The organism is Desulfosporosinus sp. BICA1-9 (genome assembly GCF_000802135.1).
This window is the reverse complement of sequence record NZ_JUEE01000209.1, coordinates 39,196-55,094: the sequence shown is the minus strand read 5'-3', so window position 1 is coordinate 55,094 and position 15,899 is coordinate 39,196. Positions and strand designations below refer to the sequence as shown.

At 43.7% G+C, this 15,899-nt stretch carries 18 protein-coding genes; 16 read left to right on the top strand and 2 right to left on the bottom strand.

Annotated elements, in window-relative coordinates; all coding sequences use genetic code 11:
- From JL57_RS26175 to JL57_RS26150, 6 genes are all read left to right on the top strand, one after another.
- The coding region (locus JL57_RS26175; RefSeq protein WP_291300590.1) for a site-2 protease family protein at window positions 1–645 on the top strand (645 nt) is incomplete at its 5' end.
- Window positions 646–767: 122 nt separating this feature from the next.
- A complete protein-coding gene (gene trpS / locus JL57_RS26170) occupies window positions 768–1,742 on the top strand; it encodes a tryptophan--tRNA ligase (protein ID WP_034144703.1) in 975 nt (324 codons plus the stop codon).
- Window positions 1,743–1,746: 4 nt separating this feature from the next.
- Window positions 1,747–2,514 (top strand): ScpA family protein, encoded by a 768-nt coding sequence (locus tag JL57_RS26165; RefSeq protein ID WP_034144702.1) that lies wholly within the window; start codon window positions 1,747–1,749, stop codon window positions 2,512–2,514.
- Window positions 2,515–2,519: 5 nt separating this feature from the next.
- The gene (gene scpB / locus JL57_RS26160; protein ID WP_034144829.1) at window positions 2,520–3,068 is read left to right on the top strand and encodes an SMC-Scp complex subunit ScpB; all 549 of its coding nucleotides are present in this window, start codon (window positions 2,520–2,522) and stop codon (window positions 3,066–3,068) included.
- 20 nt (window positions 3,069–3,088) lie between these two features.
- On the top strand, window positions 3,089–3,688 hold the full coding sequence (locus tag JL57_RS26155; protein ID WP_034144828.1) for a DNA-3-methyladenine glycosylase: 600 nt from the start codon (window positions 3,089–3,091) through the stop codon (window positions 3,686–3,688).
- Window positions 3,689–3,768: 80 nt separating this feature from the next.
- Entirely contained in the window at window positions 3,769–5,703 is a 1,935-nt protein-coding gene (locus tag JL57_RS26150) for a bifunctional UDP-sugar hydrolase/5'-nucleotidase (RefSeq protein WP_045691481.1), read from the top strand.
- 76 nt (window positions 5,704–5,779) lie between these two features.
- Here the strand turns inward: JL57_RS26150 and JL57_RS35595 are convergent, their stop codons facing one another.
- Window positions 5,780–5,908 (bottom strand): hypothetical protein, encoded by a 129-nt coding sequence (locus tag JL57_RS35595; protein WP_291300589.1) that lies wholly within the window; start codon window positions 5,906–5,908, stop codon window positions 5,780–5,782.
- Window positions 5,909–6,124: 216 nt separating this feature from the next.
- Between JL57_RS35595 and JL57_RS26145 the strand changes: the two genes are divergently transcribed.
- The 7 genes from JL57_RS26145 (at window position 6,125) to JL57_RS26115 (ending at window position 11,757) form a co-directional block, all read left to right on the top strand.
- On the top strand, window positions 6,125–6,769 hold the full coding sequence (locus JL57_RS26145; RefSeq protein WP_291300588.1) for a DUF2953 domain-containing protein: 645 nt from the start codon (window positions 6,125–6,127) through the stop codon (window positions 6,767–6,769).
- A 4-nt stretch (window positions 6,770–6,773) separates the two neighbouring features.
- Window positions 6,774–7,208 carry a GerW family sporulation protein gene (gene ytfJ / locus JL57_RS26140; RefSeq protein WP_034144825.1) on the top strand — a complete coding sequence of 145 codons (435 nt, stop codon included), beginning with the start codon at window positions 6,774–6,776 and terminating at the stop codon, window positions 7,206–7,208.
- Between the two features lie 359 nt (window positions 7,209–7,567).
- Entirely contained in the window at window positions 7,568–8,155 is a 588-nt protein-coding gene (locus JL57_RS26135; RefSeq protein WP_034144824.1) for a nucleoside recognition domain-containing protein, read from the top strand.
- Entirely contained in the window at window positions 8,152–8,691 is a 540-nt protein-coding gene (locus JL57_RS26130; RefSeq protein ID WP_034144823.1) for a spore maturation protein, read from the top strand. The genes JL57_RS26135 and JL57_RS26130 overlap by 4 nt, the downstream gene beginning before the upstream one ends.
- A 49-nt stretch (window positions 8,692–8,740) precedes the next feature.
- Entirely contained in the window at window positions 8,741–9,544 is an 804-nt protein-coding gene (locus JL57_RS26125; protein ID WP_034144822.1) for a glycosyltransferase family 2 protein, read from the top strand.
- Window positions 9,529–10,917 (top strand): glycosyltransferase family 39 protein, encoded by a 1,389-nt coding sequence (locus JL57_RS26120; RefSeq protein WP_034144821.1) that lies wholly within the window; start codon window positions 9,529–9,531, stop codon window positions 10,915–10,917. Before JL57_RS26125 ends, JL57_RS26120 begins: the two co-directional genes overlap by 16 nt.
- A 48-nt stretch (window positions 10,918–10,965) precedes the next feature.
- Window positions 10,966–11,757, top strand: a complete 792-nt coding sequence (locus tag JL57_RS26115) for a pseudouridine synthase (protein ID WP_034144820.1) — start codon at window positions 10,966–10,968, stop codon at window positions 11,755–11,757.
- A gap of 11 nt (window positions 11,758–11,768) precedes the next feature.
- Here the strand turns inward: JL57_RS26115 and JL57_RS26110 are convergent, their stop codons facing one another.
- A complete protein-coding gene (locus JL57_RS26110; protein WP_034144819.1) occupies window positions 11,769–12,281 on the bottom strand; it encodes a hypothetical protein in 513 nt (170 codons plus the stop codon).
- A gap of 178 nt (window positions 12,282–12,459) precedes the next feature.
- On the opposite strand from JL57_RS26110, the gene JL57_RS26105 reads away from it, so the two are divergent.
- The 3 genes from JL57_RS26105 (at window position 12,460) to JL57_RS26095 (ending at window position 15,805) form a co-directional block, all read left to right on the top strand.
- Window positions 12,460–12,924 carry a hypothetical protein gene (locus JL57_RS26105; protein ID WP_034144818.1) on the top strand — a complete coding sequence of 155 codons (465 nt, stop codon included), beginning with the start codon at window positions 12,460–12,462 and terminating at the stop codon, window positions 12,922–12,924.
- A gap of 200 nt (window positions 12,925–13,124) precedes the next feature.
- Window positions 13,125–14,513 carry an FAD-binding oxidoreductase gene (locus tag JL57_RS26100; RefSeq protein WP_034144817.1) on the top strand — a complete coding sequence of 463 codons (1,389 nt, stop codon included), beginning with the start codon at window positions 13,125–13,127 and terminating at the stop codon, window positions 14,511–14,513.
- Window positions 14,514–14,515: 2 nt separating this feature from the next.
- The gene (locus JL57_RS26095) at window positions 14,516–15,805 is read left to right on the top strand and encodes a (Fe-S)-binding protein (RefSeq protein WP_034144816.1); all 1,290 of its coding nucleotides are present in this window, start codon (window positions 14,516–14,518) and stop codon (window positions 15,803–15,805) included.
- Window positions 15,806–15,899 lie beyond the last annotated feature (94 nt).

Below are 15,899 nucleotides of genomic sequence, written 5' to 3'. Positions count from 1 at the left end.
GATTTTAATTTAACGGCCATTATCGCCAATATACCCGCCTTGATGATTGGTTTTGCCTTTCATGAATATGCTCATGCCTGGGCAGCTGACCGTTTAGGTGACCCAACTCCCCGCAGCCAAGGACGCTTAACCTTAAATCCATTTGTGCATTTAGATCTTTTTGGAACGATCATGGCTCTTTTATTTCGTTTTGGCTGGGCTAAGCCAGTCATGACCAACCCTCAATATTTTAGAGGAGATAAAGAGAGGGGTTTAATGTTGGTTTCCTTGGCAGGACCTCTTACAAACTTGATCATAGCGTTTGTGGCCATGTTTTTTTGGTTTCTAACGATGATCTCGATTCAAGCCTCTGCCTGGAGTGACATTATTTCGCTAATGTTTCAATCCATAGTACTCATGAATCTAGGGTTAGGTATCTTTAACCTCCTACCAATTCCTCCCCTCGATGGTTTCGCAATTCTCGGAGGGTTATTACCTCGAAGCTTCGCGCCTCGGTTACAAGTGATAGAGCAGTATGGTATGATAATCTTGATTGTGCTTCTCTTTACAGATATTCTAGGTATGGTGCTTTTTCCAGTAAGGAAGGGCTTATTTGATGCTTTTGAGAAAATCATTACCTTAATACTAACCCCCTTTATTGGGTAGAGCGGTAGTACGGAACTTAGTATAGGTGGATTTTTGACTCTCTCTCCTAGTGATGGTTAGCCATTTGATAAATTAGTCAATAATTAAGTTAGCGAGATTTAGATTACAAAAGGAGTGTTAGTGTGAAAGGGAGAATTTTAAGTGGCATGAGGCCTACTGGGGCACTGCATATAGGGCACCTGAGTGTCATTCAGAACTGGGTAGCTTTACAAGCAGACTATGAATGCTATTTTTCCATTGTGGATTTGCATGCTTTGACAACAGGGTATGAGGATCGCTTAAACTTTCCAAGTCTTCGGCGGGAGATTGCCTTAGATTGGCTAAGTGTAGGGATTGATCCTCAGAAAAGTGCTGTCTTTATCCAATCGGCAGTCAAAGAGCATGCGGAGCTTCATCTGCTTTTTTCTATGTTTACGCCCATATCTTGGCTGGAACGTGTTCCTACCTACAAAGACCAAATCCAACAATTAAGTCTGCAGGGGAAAGATTTAGGGACGTATGGATTTTTGGGATACCCCCTCTTACAGGCAGCTGATATTTTGGTCTATAAGGCAAACGTAGTGCCAGTCGGAGAAGATCAACTTCCGCATATTGAGCTGTGCCGAGAAGTTGCTCGCCGTTTCAATCACTTATTCGGAATGGTCTTTCCTGAGCCACAAGGGTTGGTGGGTAAAGTGCCTCTTTTACCGGGCGTTGATGGGCGAAAAATGAGCAAAAGTTATCATAATGCGATTTCCCTTACAGCTTCTGCTGAGGAGATCAAGACTCGTGTTCAACAAATGGTCACTGATCCAGCTCGGCTCCGTAAAGATGACCCAGGGCATCCAGAAGTCTGTATTGTCCATAAGTTCCATCAAATCTACACACCGGAAGTTGCAGAAGTGGAAGAGAGTTGCCGCACAGGAAAAGTAGGCTGTGTCGCTTGTAAACGGCATCTGGCAGGGAATCTGGAGAAATTAATCAGTCCGTTTAGAGAGAGGCGTACATATTGGGAGGAACCAGGTAGGGTGGAGCAGGTTCTCGAAGAAGGGGCAGAGCGTGCCCGAGCTACTGCCTCGGAGACCATGAAAGAAGTCCGCTGTGTCATGGGACTATAAGTGAATGGACACTGACAAAACAGTGACCCAGGTCAAACTTCCTGCTTATCAAGGTCCTTTGGATTTACTATTGACACTGATACAACAAGAAAAAGTGGACATCTACGATATACCGATTGCGCGAATTGCCGATCAGTTTGTGGAAGCGATACGCCAGTTAGGGTCTATGGACATGGAAGTCACGACTGAATTTCTAGTGCTTGCGGCACAATTGCTTTATATTAAATCAAGGGAGCTCTTGCCAAAACCTCCGAAGACTGCCCAGACTGAGGTCGAAGAGGAAGATCTTCGCCAGGAATTGGTTGAGCGCTTAATAGCCTATCGGACGTTCAAGCAGGCGGCTCAACTATTTGAGAAGCTGGATACATCCTCCGGACGATCCTATTTTCGTGAGGTTAATGTCGAGGACTTACTCTCGGAAGTGCCACCTGAGGATCCACTCAAAGGGATTGTGTTCGATAATCTTTGGCAAGCGTTTTGTAGAGTGATCGAACGTGCGGAAAAAGGGGAAGAAATCCGACATGTAAAACCGGATGAGATCGCGATTGAGAGAGTGCTGGCGGATGTTTTACGGCGTGTTCTACTACATCCCAAAGGAATACGCTTTTACCAGCTCATGCGGATAGGATCACGCATGGAAATGGTGGTCTCTTTTCTGGCCTTGCTAGAACTCTTAAAGTCAGGAAAAATTCGAGCTGAACAACCATCCCAGCTCAGTGATATTATGATGTTTCCAACGGCAAAAGCTTGGGAATTCACGGAAGAGGAGTAGATGGAATGCTGTTTCGAGAGCCGGAAACGGCGGCCTTAGAAGCCCTATTATTTGTTGCCAAGAATCCGCTCACCTCTGAACTCCTAGGGGAGATTCTTGAATTAGACCAAGCGAAGGTTGAAGAGCTCATATTTGAGCTTCGTGACCGTTATCTTCTGAACTCTTGTGGGTTAACGATCTTAGAAATTAATGGTGGATACAAATTGGGCACTAAGCCCGAATTGGCCCGTTATATCGAAGTTCTGTATAAACAACCTGTTCAAGTGCTCTCTAATGCAGCTTTAGAAGTCCTCTCGATAATAGCCTATAAGCAACCTGTGACGCGAGGAGAAGTCGACTTTATCAGAGGAGTTCAGTCTGATCGAGCCCTGACAACGTTGGTAGAAAAGGGATTAGTGAAGGAAATCGGCCGCAAAGACGGTCCGGGGCGCCCTATTCTCTATGGAACAACTGAACAGTTTCTTCTCCATTTTGGCTTGCGATCACTCAAGGATCTGCCAAACCTAGAAGTTGTGGCGCTTACTGAAGATGAGGTGGCAAGCGCTTTAGAGTAGGACTAGGGGGAATAATAGCTATGCCGTTTTTTGAATATGGACACCAGGAAATTGAGTACTTGAAACGCCGAGATAAAAAACTTGGTGCCGCTATTGATAAGATAGGCATTATTCAGCGTGAGATTACACCTGATCCATTTACGGCACTTGTTTCAAGCGTTGTCAGTCAGCAGATATCCAAAAAGGCCGCTGAAACTGTCTGGAACAGAATGTTTGCGCTGCTGGGAACCATTACACCGGAAAGTATTACCCAGGCGGACCTGTTTGCAATAAAAGGTTGTGGCATGTCTGAGAGAAAGGCTGGATATATCAAGGGCATTGCTCATGCTGCGATATCGGAGGTAAAGTTTAATCAACTTCATACTCTGACCGATGATGAAATCATAAAAAAGCTCGCTTCACTCCATGGTGTGGGTGTTTGGACTGCTGAAATGCTGCTTATCTTTTCACTCAGCCGTCCCGATGTGGTTAGCTACAAGGACTTAGCAATCTGTAGAGGAATGATGAATTTGTACGGTCTCAAAGAACTTCCGAAGGAGAAATTTGAGCGGTATAGAAAAAGGTATTCTCCCTATGGCTCGGTTGCCTCCTTGTATCTATGGGAGCTTTCGGTGATGTAAAGGAGAGAATAAATAGCGGAATATGATGGATAATTGGGGGGGTAGTTACGAAAGCGTATTTTAAACTATTATGCGTATTTATGACCATTATATGGATACTGGGTCTGAGTAATCCCGCCACTTCCGTAGAGAAAAATGGAAAGACACTGACCATTCTATTTACGAATGATCTGCACGATCATTTCCTTCCGTTTGACATTAATCAAAAAGGCGCCGTTTCTAAATTCGGAGGATATGCCCAACTGCAAAGCGCTATTAATCAAGAAAAGCTACGCAACCCCAATTCAATCTTACTTGATTCAGGGGATTTTTCCATGGGGACACTCTTTCAGTCGATTTATGCTAGTGATGCACCTGAACTCAGAATCATGGGTCAGATGGGGTATGATGTGGTAACCTTAGGAAACCACGAATTTGATTTTAGGGCTAAAGGTTTGGCAGAAAGTTTAAGTGCTGCCAAGAAAAGTGGGGATAAAATACCACAACTTGTGGCCTCTAATTTTATTTATCCAAGTGATAAAAAGGGCAATTTATCCGATTCTTTAAGTAATCTGCAGCAAGCAATGCTTGATTATGGGGTTAAAGATTATACTGTTTTAGACCGTAGCGGTTTGAAAATTGGTGTTTTTGGCTTATTGGGTAAGGATGCAGCTTCTAAAGCACCGATGGCGGAAGTCGAGTTTACTGATGCTGTTGAAAATGCCCAGCGTGTTGTCAAGATATTAAAGCAAACGGAAAAAGTAGATCTTATAATCTGCCTTTCCCATTTAGGCACATCGCCAGATCCTACCAAATCTGAGGATGAACTACTCGCCCAGAAAGTCCCTGAGCTTAATATTATCATCAGTAGTCATACTCATACAAAGCTCACGGAACCCATAGTCGTGGGGGAAACAATCATAGGCTCAGCTGGAAAGTACGGCGAAAACTTAGGAGTTATAGATCTTATCCAGAGTTCTGAGCACAATTGGAACTTGAACGATTATATGCTTAAACAAATAGATCATACCTATAAGCCTGATCCAGATATCTCCCAGAAAATTGATTATTTCAAGAGTATTGTGCAAGAAAAGTACCTTGATCATTTCGGAATGGAGTTTGACGAAGTTCTAGCAACTTCTGCCTTTGATTTTGTCCCAACCCCAGAAATAGGCAAGCAGCACGCCGAGGATACACTAGGCAACTTGATTAGCGACGCTTATATATATGCGGTAAAAAAAGCCGAGGGAGTAGATTACGAACCAGTTGCAGTGGCCATTGTACCCGCTGGTACGATTCGCTCTTCCTTCGTCAAAGGGAATATCTCGGTGGCAGATGCGTTCTCGGTTAGTTCTTTGGGTATTGGTCCAGATCTTATTTCGGGCTATCCGTTAATTTCTGTTTATCTTACAGGTAAAGAGTTGAAGACAGCCTGCGAAGTGGATGCATCTATTGCGCCGATTATGGAAGATGCTCAGCTCTATATGTCGGGCTTAAATTTCACATTTAACCCAAATCGATTAATTTTAAATAAAGTAACCGATACCATCTTGCAAAAACCTGATGGTCTTCTGCAAGAGATTGACGATCAGGAACTCTATCGTGTTGTGGTTGGTTTATACTCAGCCCAGATGTTATCAGTCGTGGGAGATAAATCACTGGGACTATTATCAATTGTACCGAAAACCAAGGATGGCACCCCAATTACTGACTATGAAGCACATATCATTACTGATAAAACCAGTGGGCGAAATAACGAACTTAAGGAATGGTTTGCGCTTGCCGAATATCTAAAATCATTTGATAAAGTGAACGGAATTGCTCAGGTTCCTGAATATTACCAAGAGACACAGCAAAGAAAGATTGTCGAGGATAATAAGAACCTCAGTTCCTTAATTAAGAATCCCAATCGGTTTGCCTTTGTTGCCGTTGCCGCGGGCATACTTATGATCGCAGGAATTGCCTTAGTCATGGTAAAGCTTTTAACTCGGGCCAAACGTCGAGAACAAAAGAAGGAGAAGGGGGCAGCTTTATAGCAACCCTTCTCCTTGCCCATACTCGTCAGAAAGACTAACTGCAGGTTAATACTTTCTTTTTACATTAGGCGTTAAATCAGTCTCTTCGTTCTATTGCCATACCAATCATGATCATTCCAGTAATAGCGAGTGCGTGAAAAATAAACCAGCCGGGTTCAAGAAAGCTAAATGTTCCAGGGTCGACCTTTCTTATTCTCATATTCATACTAAAGTCCACCTCCATAACGAAAATTTAGATCACGGCAGTATAGTTTCTGTTAGGCTAAGGGTTAAAATACTAAAATTTCAATGGGAATACCTTCCTAATTTAAGGTTTTGGCTATTTTAGCTTTGCAGAGTGCATAATTTTTCTTCAAACCGTACATCATACCTATTTAGGGACTGTCACTTTGACGAGGGTATGGAGTACGGAGGGGTTTTGGTGCGGATTTTAGCATTCTTGCTTGCTGTGACTATTCTAATACTACTTAGTTTAGCCATGAAAGCTGAAGTTGATTTTCGATATCGACGGATTGAAGAGAAAGATGATATCGATATCCATGTGCGAGCTTTTTATGGTTTATGGCACATTCAATATCAAATTCCAACCCTTCAATTAGAATGGGAGAAGGGTCCTCAGCTCAAATACGAACAGGTGTCAGAGGCTAATGGGGGAACACGTCAGGCTCGCCATAAAGTGCGATTTCGCTATTTTCGCGGAGGTTTATTATTAAGGATTTGGCCCAAAATACATCGGTTATTAAACTATTTATCTCGGTTGAGGAATGAATTTTACCGAGGGATCCATTGTAAGGCCATCAATTGGCGAATCGAAATTGGCTATGAAGATGCGCGTCACACTGCAATTGCTGCCGGGGCGTTTTGGACCATGATTGGCTTTGCTCTTTCACGCCTTTATCGACAAGTAACAGTCGAGGTAGCTTGTCCAGAGTTAGTCGTTGTTCCTCAGTTTAAGAAAGAGGGTTTCTTTTGTGATATTCAATGCATATTCCATTTGAAAATCGGTCATATTATTTTTATTGGAATAAATATACTGAGAACATTTAAGTGGGGTATAAGGGGGTAGACGCATGGGAAATCATCCAATCGAATCATTAATGAAAACAGCCATGGAAAGCATCCAACAAATCGTTGACGTTAATACAATTGTGGGCGAAGCTGTAGAAACCCATGATGGATCCATGATTATTCCGATTTCACGGGTGTCGTGCGGCTTTGCAGCAGGCGGGAGCGAATTTGCAGCACCAGAAGATGGCAAAGAGCATGTTCATACTGGGGGACAAGCACCTCCACTTCCTTTTGGAGGCGGCGCCGGAGCAGGAGTATCTGTACAACCGGTTGCTTTTTTGGTCGTAGGAAATGGGAATATTCGGCTTCTTCCAGTTGATAGTAACGTGGTAGTTGACCGTTTGATTGATACAGTTCCTGATTTGTTAGATCGAATTACAGGTATGTTTCACAAGAAAAAGAAAGTTTCGGAAGATATCATCATCGCCCGTGACTAATGGCATTATTATCTAGATTTAGGCCAAACAAAAAGAACGGATACGTTCTTTTTTGTTTGGCTTTTTCATACTTATCATAAAGTATAACTTGGTTACATACTTTATGGAGCTCCCTTCTCGCCATCACGGTGCCTTACCATCACGACACCTTGCCATCCATGGCGGTGTTCTAATCTCAACCATCCTTGGTTGAGTCATAGCGGCGCTCTAACCTCGAACGTCCTGTTCGAGTCATGGCCAGCGCATAAGTTATCATGAACGAGGCGGCCGCCTTCGCTGAAGCTGACAGAATGACTAATACGTGCGAAGACAGTGTCTTCGGGCGCCAGCCAAGTTTTCTATAGGCAGGGGGGTGGGACATGGTTAATCTCATTTGGCTTTTAATGTTGGCGATTGGGATTATTGTCTCAGCGTACAATGGACATATCGAAACTGTTACTGCCTCTGCCATGAAAGCAGCCGAATTGGGGGTAGAGGTTGCCATTGAACTGATTGGCGTGATGAGCTTGTGGTTAGGGCTCCTGCGTTTAGCCGAGGAAGCAGGTTTTGTCAGAGGAATTGCCCGAATATTTGGTCCTTTAGTTCGTCTTTTATTTCCTTCTCTAAAGCCGAATAGTCCTGCACTGGGAGCCATTATCATGAATTTAAGTGCTAATGTACTAGGCTTGGGTAATGCTGCAACCCCTTTTGGCTTGAAGGCTATGCAAGAACTTCAAAAAGAAAACTCTACACCAGACGTGGCCAGCCCAGCAATGATTACGTTTCTAGCCTTAAATACCTCTTGTATAACGCTTATCCCAGCTACGATCATTGGTGTGCGTCTTAAGGCAAATTCCGTTAATCCAACCGAGATAATTGGAACAACAATAGTCGCGACAGGATGCGCAATGACTGTCGCCATCCTGGTAGATTATTTTATTCGTAGGAGAAGTAGGAGAAAACGATGAACGTTATTGCTGAGATTTCACGCTGGGCTATCCCTATACTTTTATTACTCATCCCTGTGCTGGCTTATCTGCGCAAGGTTCCCGTCTACGAATCCTTCGTAGCAGGAGCGGAGGATGGATTTAAAACAGGAGTTAAAATCCTCCCCTTTTTGATTGGCATGTTGGTATCCATTAGAGTTTTCATAGACTCAGGGGCATTGGAAATAGTAGCCCGCTGGCTACAGCCAGTCTTTATGTTTTTAGGTTTAGATTCAAATATTGCTGACATCATTCCGCTAGCTATTATGCGCCCCCTCAGCGGATCAGGCGCTTTAGGAGTAGCAACACAACTGATTAATCAACATGGACCAGATTCCTATATTGGACGTTTAGCGTCAACTCTCCAAGGGAGTACGGATACGACATTCTTTGTCCTAACGGTCTATTTTGGTTCAGTAGGCATTAAAAAGTACCGATACGCACTCAAATTGGGCTTAATAGCGGATGCTATTGGTTTAATAGCTTCAGTATGGATCGTCAACAAGGCGTTTTATTGAACCGTTCTTTGTGCATACTAACGATGAACCGAAAGGGGGACATTGTTGTATGCTTTATATTGTTTTACCAGCTTATAATGAAGAGCAAGCGCTACCAGCTTTACTCGAGGATATTGAACAGACCTGCGCACCCATCCCCCATCAGATCGTGATCGTCAATGATGGGAGCACTGATCATACTTCAGATGTAGTAAGAAGTTTTGCTCAAATACATCGAAATATTCACAACGTGAATCACTCTCAAAATCAAGGTCTAGGAGCTGCCTTAAACAGCGGTTTCCAATATGTCTTGAATTTCCACAGGTTTTCTGGAGACCTATTAGATGGTCAGCTTGAGAAGAATCTGAACGCTCCGGATATTGTCATTACAATGGATGCAGATAATACTCAACCCGCAGATTGTATTCCCCTGCTTTATGATGCTATATGTGCTGGGGCTGACCTCGTGATTGCCTCTCGCTACGTTTCAGGTGGGGAACAAAATGGGCTTTCTTTAGGGCGGAGGGGATTATCTTGGGGAGCTGGTAGAGTGATGCATTATTTTGCCCCGATCAAAGGAGTACGGGATTATTCTTGTGGCTACAGAGCTTATCGCCTTGCCTTATTGGCCGAAGGGACTCGACAATATGGCCCGGAAATTATTAAAAGTCGCAATTTTTCCGGGATGGTTGAATTGCTTCTCAAAGTTGCACCCTTTGCAGAGTGTGTCACTGAAATTCCTTTAAAACTTCATTATGAGCTCAAAAAAGGTGCCAGTAAACTGAGAATATTACCAACAATTTGGGGATATGTCCAACTGATATATCAACTAAAACGTAATAAGTGGAGAACAGTAGAATGGGCCGAGGAATAAGACGATGGTGGTTGTTTTTAATATTTCTAGTGGCCTTAGGACTTAGGCTGCGAGGAATTACTAACCCATTATTAGACAATCAGGCTTGGCGACAAGCCGATACGGCGAGCATGGCAAGCCATATGCTCGGGCGCCTAACCGATCTACCTAATGTCTTTATTCCACTACTTAGTTATGATGGAATAACCCCTCAAAGAGTAGAATTAGAGTTTCCATTTTTACCCTACCTTTTAGCATGGACCTGGACCATTTTCGGTTGGGCAGATCTTTGGGGACGGTTATGGTCGGTTATGCTATCGCTGCTTACGATCGGCGGAATTTATTATTTGGGAAGACAGATGTTTACAGATCGGGCAGGGCTTTTGGCAGCTGCTATTTATGCCTTAATGCCCTTATCGATTTATTATGGTCGAGTTGTCATGCCTGAACCGATGGCCCAAGCTTGGAGTGTTTGGGCGTTGGCTATACTCTGCAAGTGGAGGAAATCCCAAGCGGAGAGCGGAAGTTGGAAAGTAGGTCTATTGATGGCCGGTGCAATACTTGCTAAGCTTCCGCAGTTGATGTTGTTTCCAGTAGCCCTGCTCTTGGGTTTTTGGCCTCTCAAATCGAAGGCGGCAGGACAGCTTCTTCGTTATAGTGTGATTGTGCTCATTCTACCTATGGTATACTATTTGTGGGTACATTATTACGCACCGCCTTCAAGTCAATTCGTTTCCGGTATAATGACTGGAAATATGGCCAATCCCAATCTGGACTGGAAGTTATTAGGTAAAAACATCGAGCAAGGACTGACACTTAGTATGCTTATCCTTGCAGGTATAGGCGTACTTCGACTTTTATTTTTTCCTTCTCCAGTACGAATGGTCCTTTTGACTTGGCTGGGAGTGAGTGTTCTTTATGTTGGAGTCGTTTGTGTGCGGATTCCCTTGGATTATTATTTAGTGCCGATTCTGCCGCTTATAGCCTTGCTAAGCGCCTATGCCCTCGATGAAATAAAAGATATTCGAGGAGTATTGTTAGTGATCGTGCTTATAGCCTTGCTCAATTTAGATGCTTATACCTATTTAACTCCAAAGTATCAGTGGAGTTCAGACTATCTCATTCAGGCACGATGGATTAAAGAAAATACACCTGAATCCAGTATATTAGTGTTAAGCGACTCGCCCCCAATGACGTTTTATTATGCGAACCGGGTAGGGTTTCGATTAACCACTGTAAAAGATCAAGAAATGGCTACTCAACTACTGCAAAAATTCCCAGCAGATTATCTTGTTCGACTGCCGCGAAGTGAACAAAAAGACCAATTCTGGGAAAAGGTCCAAGGAAGTTATCCGGAAATCGGTCCGGGAATTTATGATTTGAAAGCCAAATAGAATTCTTGTGGCATTGAGTTGTGCTTAAGTAGACAAAGGAGAAAGATAATGGAAGGTGAGAGTATGGAATTAGACGTAGGGGGCGGAGAACGTTTGCAAAAAGTACTCGCCCAAGCTGGGGTTGCTTCACGACGACATGCCGAGAAACTGATCCTTGACGGTCGTGTGACGGTTAATGGAGATAAGGTGACAGCTTTAGGGACCAAAGTCGGGGTTCGAGATCAGATCGAAGTGGATGGACGTCTGGTTAAACGAACCGAGGCTTTGTACTATTATTTACTGAATAAACCAGTCAGCGTGATTACCAGTGCCAGCGACCCAAGAGGGCGACCGACTGTGGTCGATTTACTAAAAGATGTTCCGGTTCGGGTTTATCCGGTTGGCAGGTTGGATTATGATACTTCTGGATTATTGGTTATTACGAACGATGGAGAGTTAGCTCATCGTTTAATGCATCCCTCGCATGGAATTGAGAAGACCTACAGAGTTTGGGTCCAAGGTCCGGTAGGTATTCATGCTCTTGAAACTTTGCAGCAGGGGGTACTTTTAGAAGATGGAAAAACCGCTCCCGCCCAAGTTCAGCGCGTAAGCGGTCTTTCCCAGCGGACGAAAGGAGGCTTAAAGAACGATTCCCTGGAAGTCTTGGAAGTGACGATCCATGAGGGGCGAAATCGCCAAATCAGACGAATGTTTGAGGCTGTTGGATATTTAGTCGTCAAACTTGAACGAATTCGATTCGGGCCATTGACATTAACCCAAAACCTTACTCTCCACCCAGGTTCTTACCGGGCTCTTACTGAAGAAGAAGTCAAGCAATTGCGTTCCAATGTGGGACTTTGAAGATAAGAAAGTTAACCAAAAGGGTATATAGGGTGCTCGATTTCTTTGTTCCAGATTTCTATGTCTCTTCCGCCAAAGGAACGCAAGGCATTGGCCACGGAATTAATTTTTTCATGGCTGGTCTGGATCAGAACTAACCAGTGCCCTGTGCGAACTTCATGTTCATAATGTCTAGCTCTAGTCTCAGAAAGACCATAGCTAAATAGAGCTTCGTTCAACCCGCGACTCTGAGGTTGGTGCATTAGTTGACTGGCCAGCGGTCCAGCGACGACAACTTCGCCAAGGTCCGAAACCACAAAGGGCGGAGCTTGAACTAACCAGGCATTAAATTTGTCCAAGTTGATTTCACTGGGGTAATAAGCCAATTCATTGGCAATTTCTTCGCGAAACTCACCTTGGTGAATATATTCGCTTCGAACTATAACCGATATTTTACTGTTAGCTAAGGATTCCCCTTGAATTTCTTCAATAGCCTCTTTAGTCTGTTGAGGTCCTTTAAAAATAGCAATGGCAGTTTTGAGCATTTTGTACCCCCCTAAAAATATACCTTTGGATTTTTCTTAGTATGTCCAAAATTCTAACCCTAAAGCAAGGCTTGCAGGAGAAATATAAACCTTTGGAGAATAATTTTAACTACGTAATTGCGAAAAATGTTCTTATATCTTATAGAATGAGTTAATTAGGAAACGGGGAGAGCCATTTATGAAGATTCGGATTGGAAATGAGCTTCTAACTGAACACGTTCGCGTACGGATTCGGGTAGATTATCGCGGAGAATCAAAAAGTGGACGATTTTTCTTTGGAGGCAAGAGTAAAGAACTAATGGCTGAATCGATCCGGGAACAACAGGTTGCTTTACTTCGCAATGTTCCACTGCAAGGTATCTTTATTGAAGATATCGATTTGAGTCTAGATATCTATACTGTGACAGAGAGTGAGGGGAGACGCTCCCAAGAGGTTGCTTATGCCCCTATTATTTTGACACTTCGGATCGAGAACCTCGACGATTTGCTTCCTATCCTGATTAAACCCGAGTTTCGAAAGATTGAGTTTCTTAGTCCTGAAACAGTTTCACTTCACCGCTTGGATATGGAACGCCTGCTCTTTCGGTTAAGTCAATCATTTCAGCAAGAGATGAAACTATTAGAACATAAATATTCACGTTAGGCTTGGATGAGTTAACAAATTTCACTGGGAAGGGGTTACAGCTAACCCCTTCCTAAACTTTTGGAAGACGAAATTTTGAATTTTATATTGAAATTTCTATTAAATTGAATTAATATAGGGATAAGTGGTCTGACAGTCAGACACAGCCAGACAAAAACTAAATAAATGGTAGATATCTTCATTTTTAAGGGGGTAAATGGATGTTAGCTCGTGAAGTCTTACAAGAACTAGTTCAAGTGCTCGGTGCAGAGAATGTCCTCACAGAGCAGGAAGACTTACTGACCTATGCTTATGACGCAACCGCTGCCATGAAACATCATAAGCCGGATGTAGTGGTTTCGCCCCTTTCTACCGAACAGGTGTCAGAGGTTGTAAAAATTGCCGTACGCCATCAAATCCCAATCTATCCACGTGGTTCAGGAACTAACCTTAGCGGGGGAACCATTCCCACTAAGGGGGGGATCGTACTCTCCATGCTCAATCTCAACAAAATCCTAGAGGTAGATCAAGATAATTTAACAGCAACTGTTCAACCTGGAGTGATCATCCAAGCTCTCAATGATGAAGTGGTTAAATTAGGTTTGTTGTATCCCCCGGATCCAGGAACCGTGACAACAGCGACCATGGGTGGTTCGGTATCCGAATGCTCAGGTGGATTGCGCGGACTGAAATACGGAGTTACCAAGCATTATATTATGGGCCTACAATTGGTCTTAGCCAATGGAGAAGTCATTCGTTGGGGTGGAAAAACGGTCAAAAACGTCACAGGGTATGATTTAGTTGCCCTCTTTACCGGCGCTGAAGGAACACTGGGGATTATCACGGAAATTATCGTGAAGCTGATACCAGCCCCAGAGGCACGCAAAAGCATTCTAGCCATTTTTGATGATGTCGATAAGGCTGGGAAGGCCATTGCTTCTATTATTCGCAATAAGATTATTCCAGCAACCCTCGAAATTATGGATAATGCGACCATTCAAACAGTTGAGCATTTCGTGCATGCGGGGCTCCCCTTGGATGCAGAAGCCGTGCTGTTGGTTGAAGTAGATGGGTATAAAGAAGTAGTTGAGCGGGAAGCAGTTTTGGTCGAGCAAATTTTACAGGCTGAGGGAGCTACTGAGGTGAAAATTGCCAAAAACGATAAAGAACGGGATCTATTGTGGTTGGCTCGCCGAAGTGCCCTGCCCGCTCTTGCTCAGAAAAGACCGACGACAGTCTTAGAAGATGCCACGGTTCCACGCAGCAAAATTCCCGATATGCTCAAAGCAATTCGTAGAATTGCCGAAAAGCATCGTCTTCAAATTGCCACATTCGGGCATGCCGGAGATGGTAATTTGCACCCTACAATTCTTACGGATGAACGGGATACAGACGAAATGAAACGAGTTCATCTTGCTGTAGACGAAATTTTCCAAGTGGCGATTTCTCTAGGAGGAACTCTTTCAGGGGAACACGGGATTGGGATTGCTAAAATGAAATATCTAGATTTGGAATTTGGAGAAGCCGGTGTTGCAGCATTACGACGTATAAAAGAAGCCCTGGATCCCAACTATGTGTTGAACCCTGGGAAGATTGTAAGGAGGGACTAATCGTGTCCGTATATAATTCGCTGGATTCGATTACCGATGAACTCCATAAATGTATGAAGTGCGGAAACTGCATGGCCGTATGCCCGATTTATAAAGAAACTCGTCAAGAAGTGGGCGTTGCCAGGGGAAAAATCAGTTTAGTGGAGTACCTTATTTCAGGAGAACTTGACATGACAAAGGGACTAGCGGATCGCTTTTCCCTTTGCACTACCTGCATGGCCTGTAATACCAACTGTCCTTGCGGGGTTCGATTTGATAAAATCATCCTTGCTGCAAGGGCAGAAGCTGTTCGCAAAAAAGGATTGCATTCAGTTAAAAAGATTGCCTTTACCGCGTTAAAGATGCAGAAATTGTTCGATTTAGGCATGAAGGCAGGTAGTGTATTCCAGGGCGTAGCCTTAAAGCACTTGCCTCATAAAAGTGATCGGATCGCGCGGATGCGTTTTGACGTTGGCATAGGAACTGAAAAAGTGTTTCCCATGTTGGCCAAGAAAACTTTGAGGTCTGAATTTCCTGAAGTAATATCGGTCAAAAACCCAAAAAAACGAGTGGCCTTTTTTACGGGGTGTATGATCAATTATTTCTACACAGACATCGGTAGAGCAGTCGTTGAGGTGCTTACTGAAAATGATATCGAAGTCGTCATTCCCAAGAACCAGGGATGTTGCGGTATTCCAGCCTCTGTCAATGGAGACGTTCACTCAGCCCGTGCCTTAGCAAGACGTAATCTGCGGGCCTTCGAAAAATTAGGTGCCGATGCCTTAGTCGTAGCCTGTTCTTCGGGAGGGACCGCTTGGAAGCATGTCTTTACTGAACTATTGGAGAATGATCAGGAGTTTAAAGCCTTGGCAGATAAATGGGCTGGAAAGTCCTACGATATTTCCGAGTTCCTTATTCATAAAGTACCCTTTAAAAAAGAAGGTTTAGGTCGTGTGGAACGCAAAGTAACCTATCATGATCCTTGCCACTTAAACCGTGGGCAGGGGATCAGCAGTGAGCCACGCGAAATCCTAAAGAGTATTCCCGGAGTAGAAGTGATTGAAATGAAAGAGCCAGGTCGGTGTTGTGGTATGGCCGGATCTTTCAGTATAGTACACCCTGATCTTTCCGTGCAGATATCAGATCGTAAAACGGCTGATATTGCCCTAACTCGTACAGACACCGTAGCAACGGGCTGTCCTGCTTGCCGCTTGCAACTGAAAAGTGGGGTTGAAAATGCTGGAATTGAGGAAGAAGTAGTGCACACAATCCAAATTCTCGCAGAATCTTATCGGTCAGGAAAAAAAAGGTAATTCCTTATTAAAGCTTGGTATTGCTCTAATCAAGGACTATTGAACATGGAAACACTCAACAAATAAGTGTTTCCATGTTCTTTTAAGTTCAGAC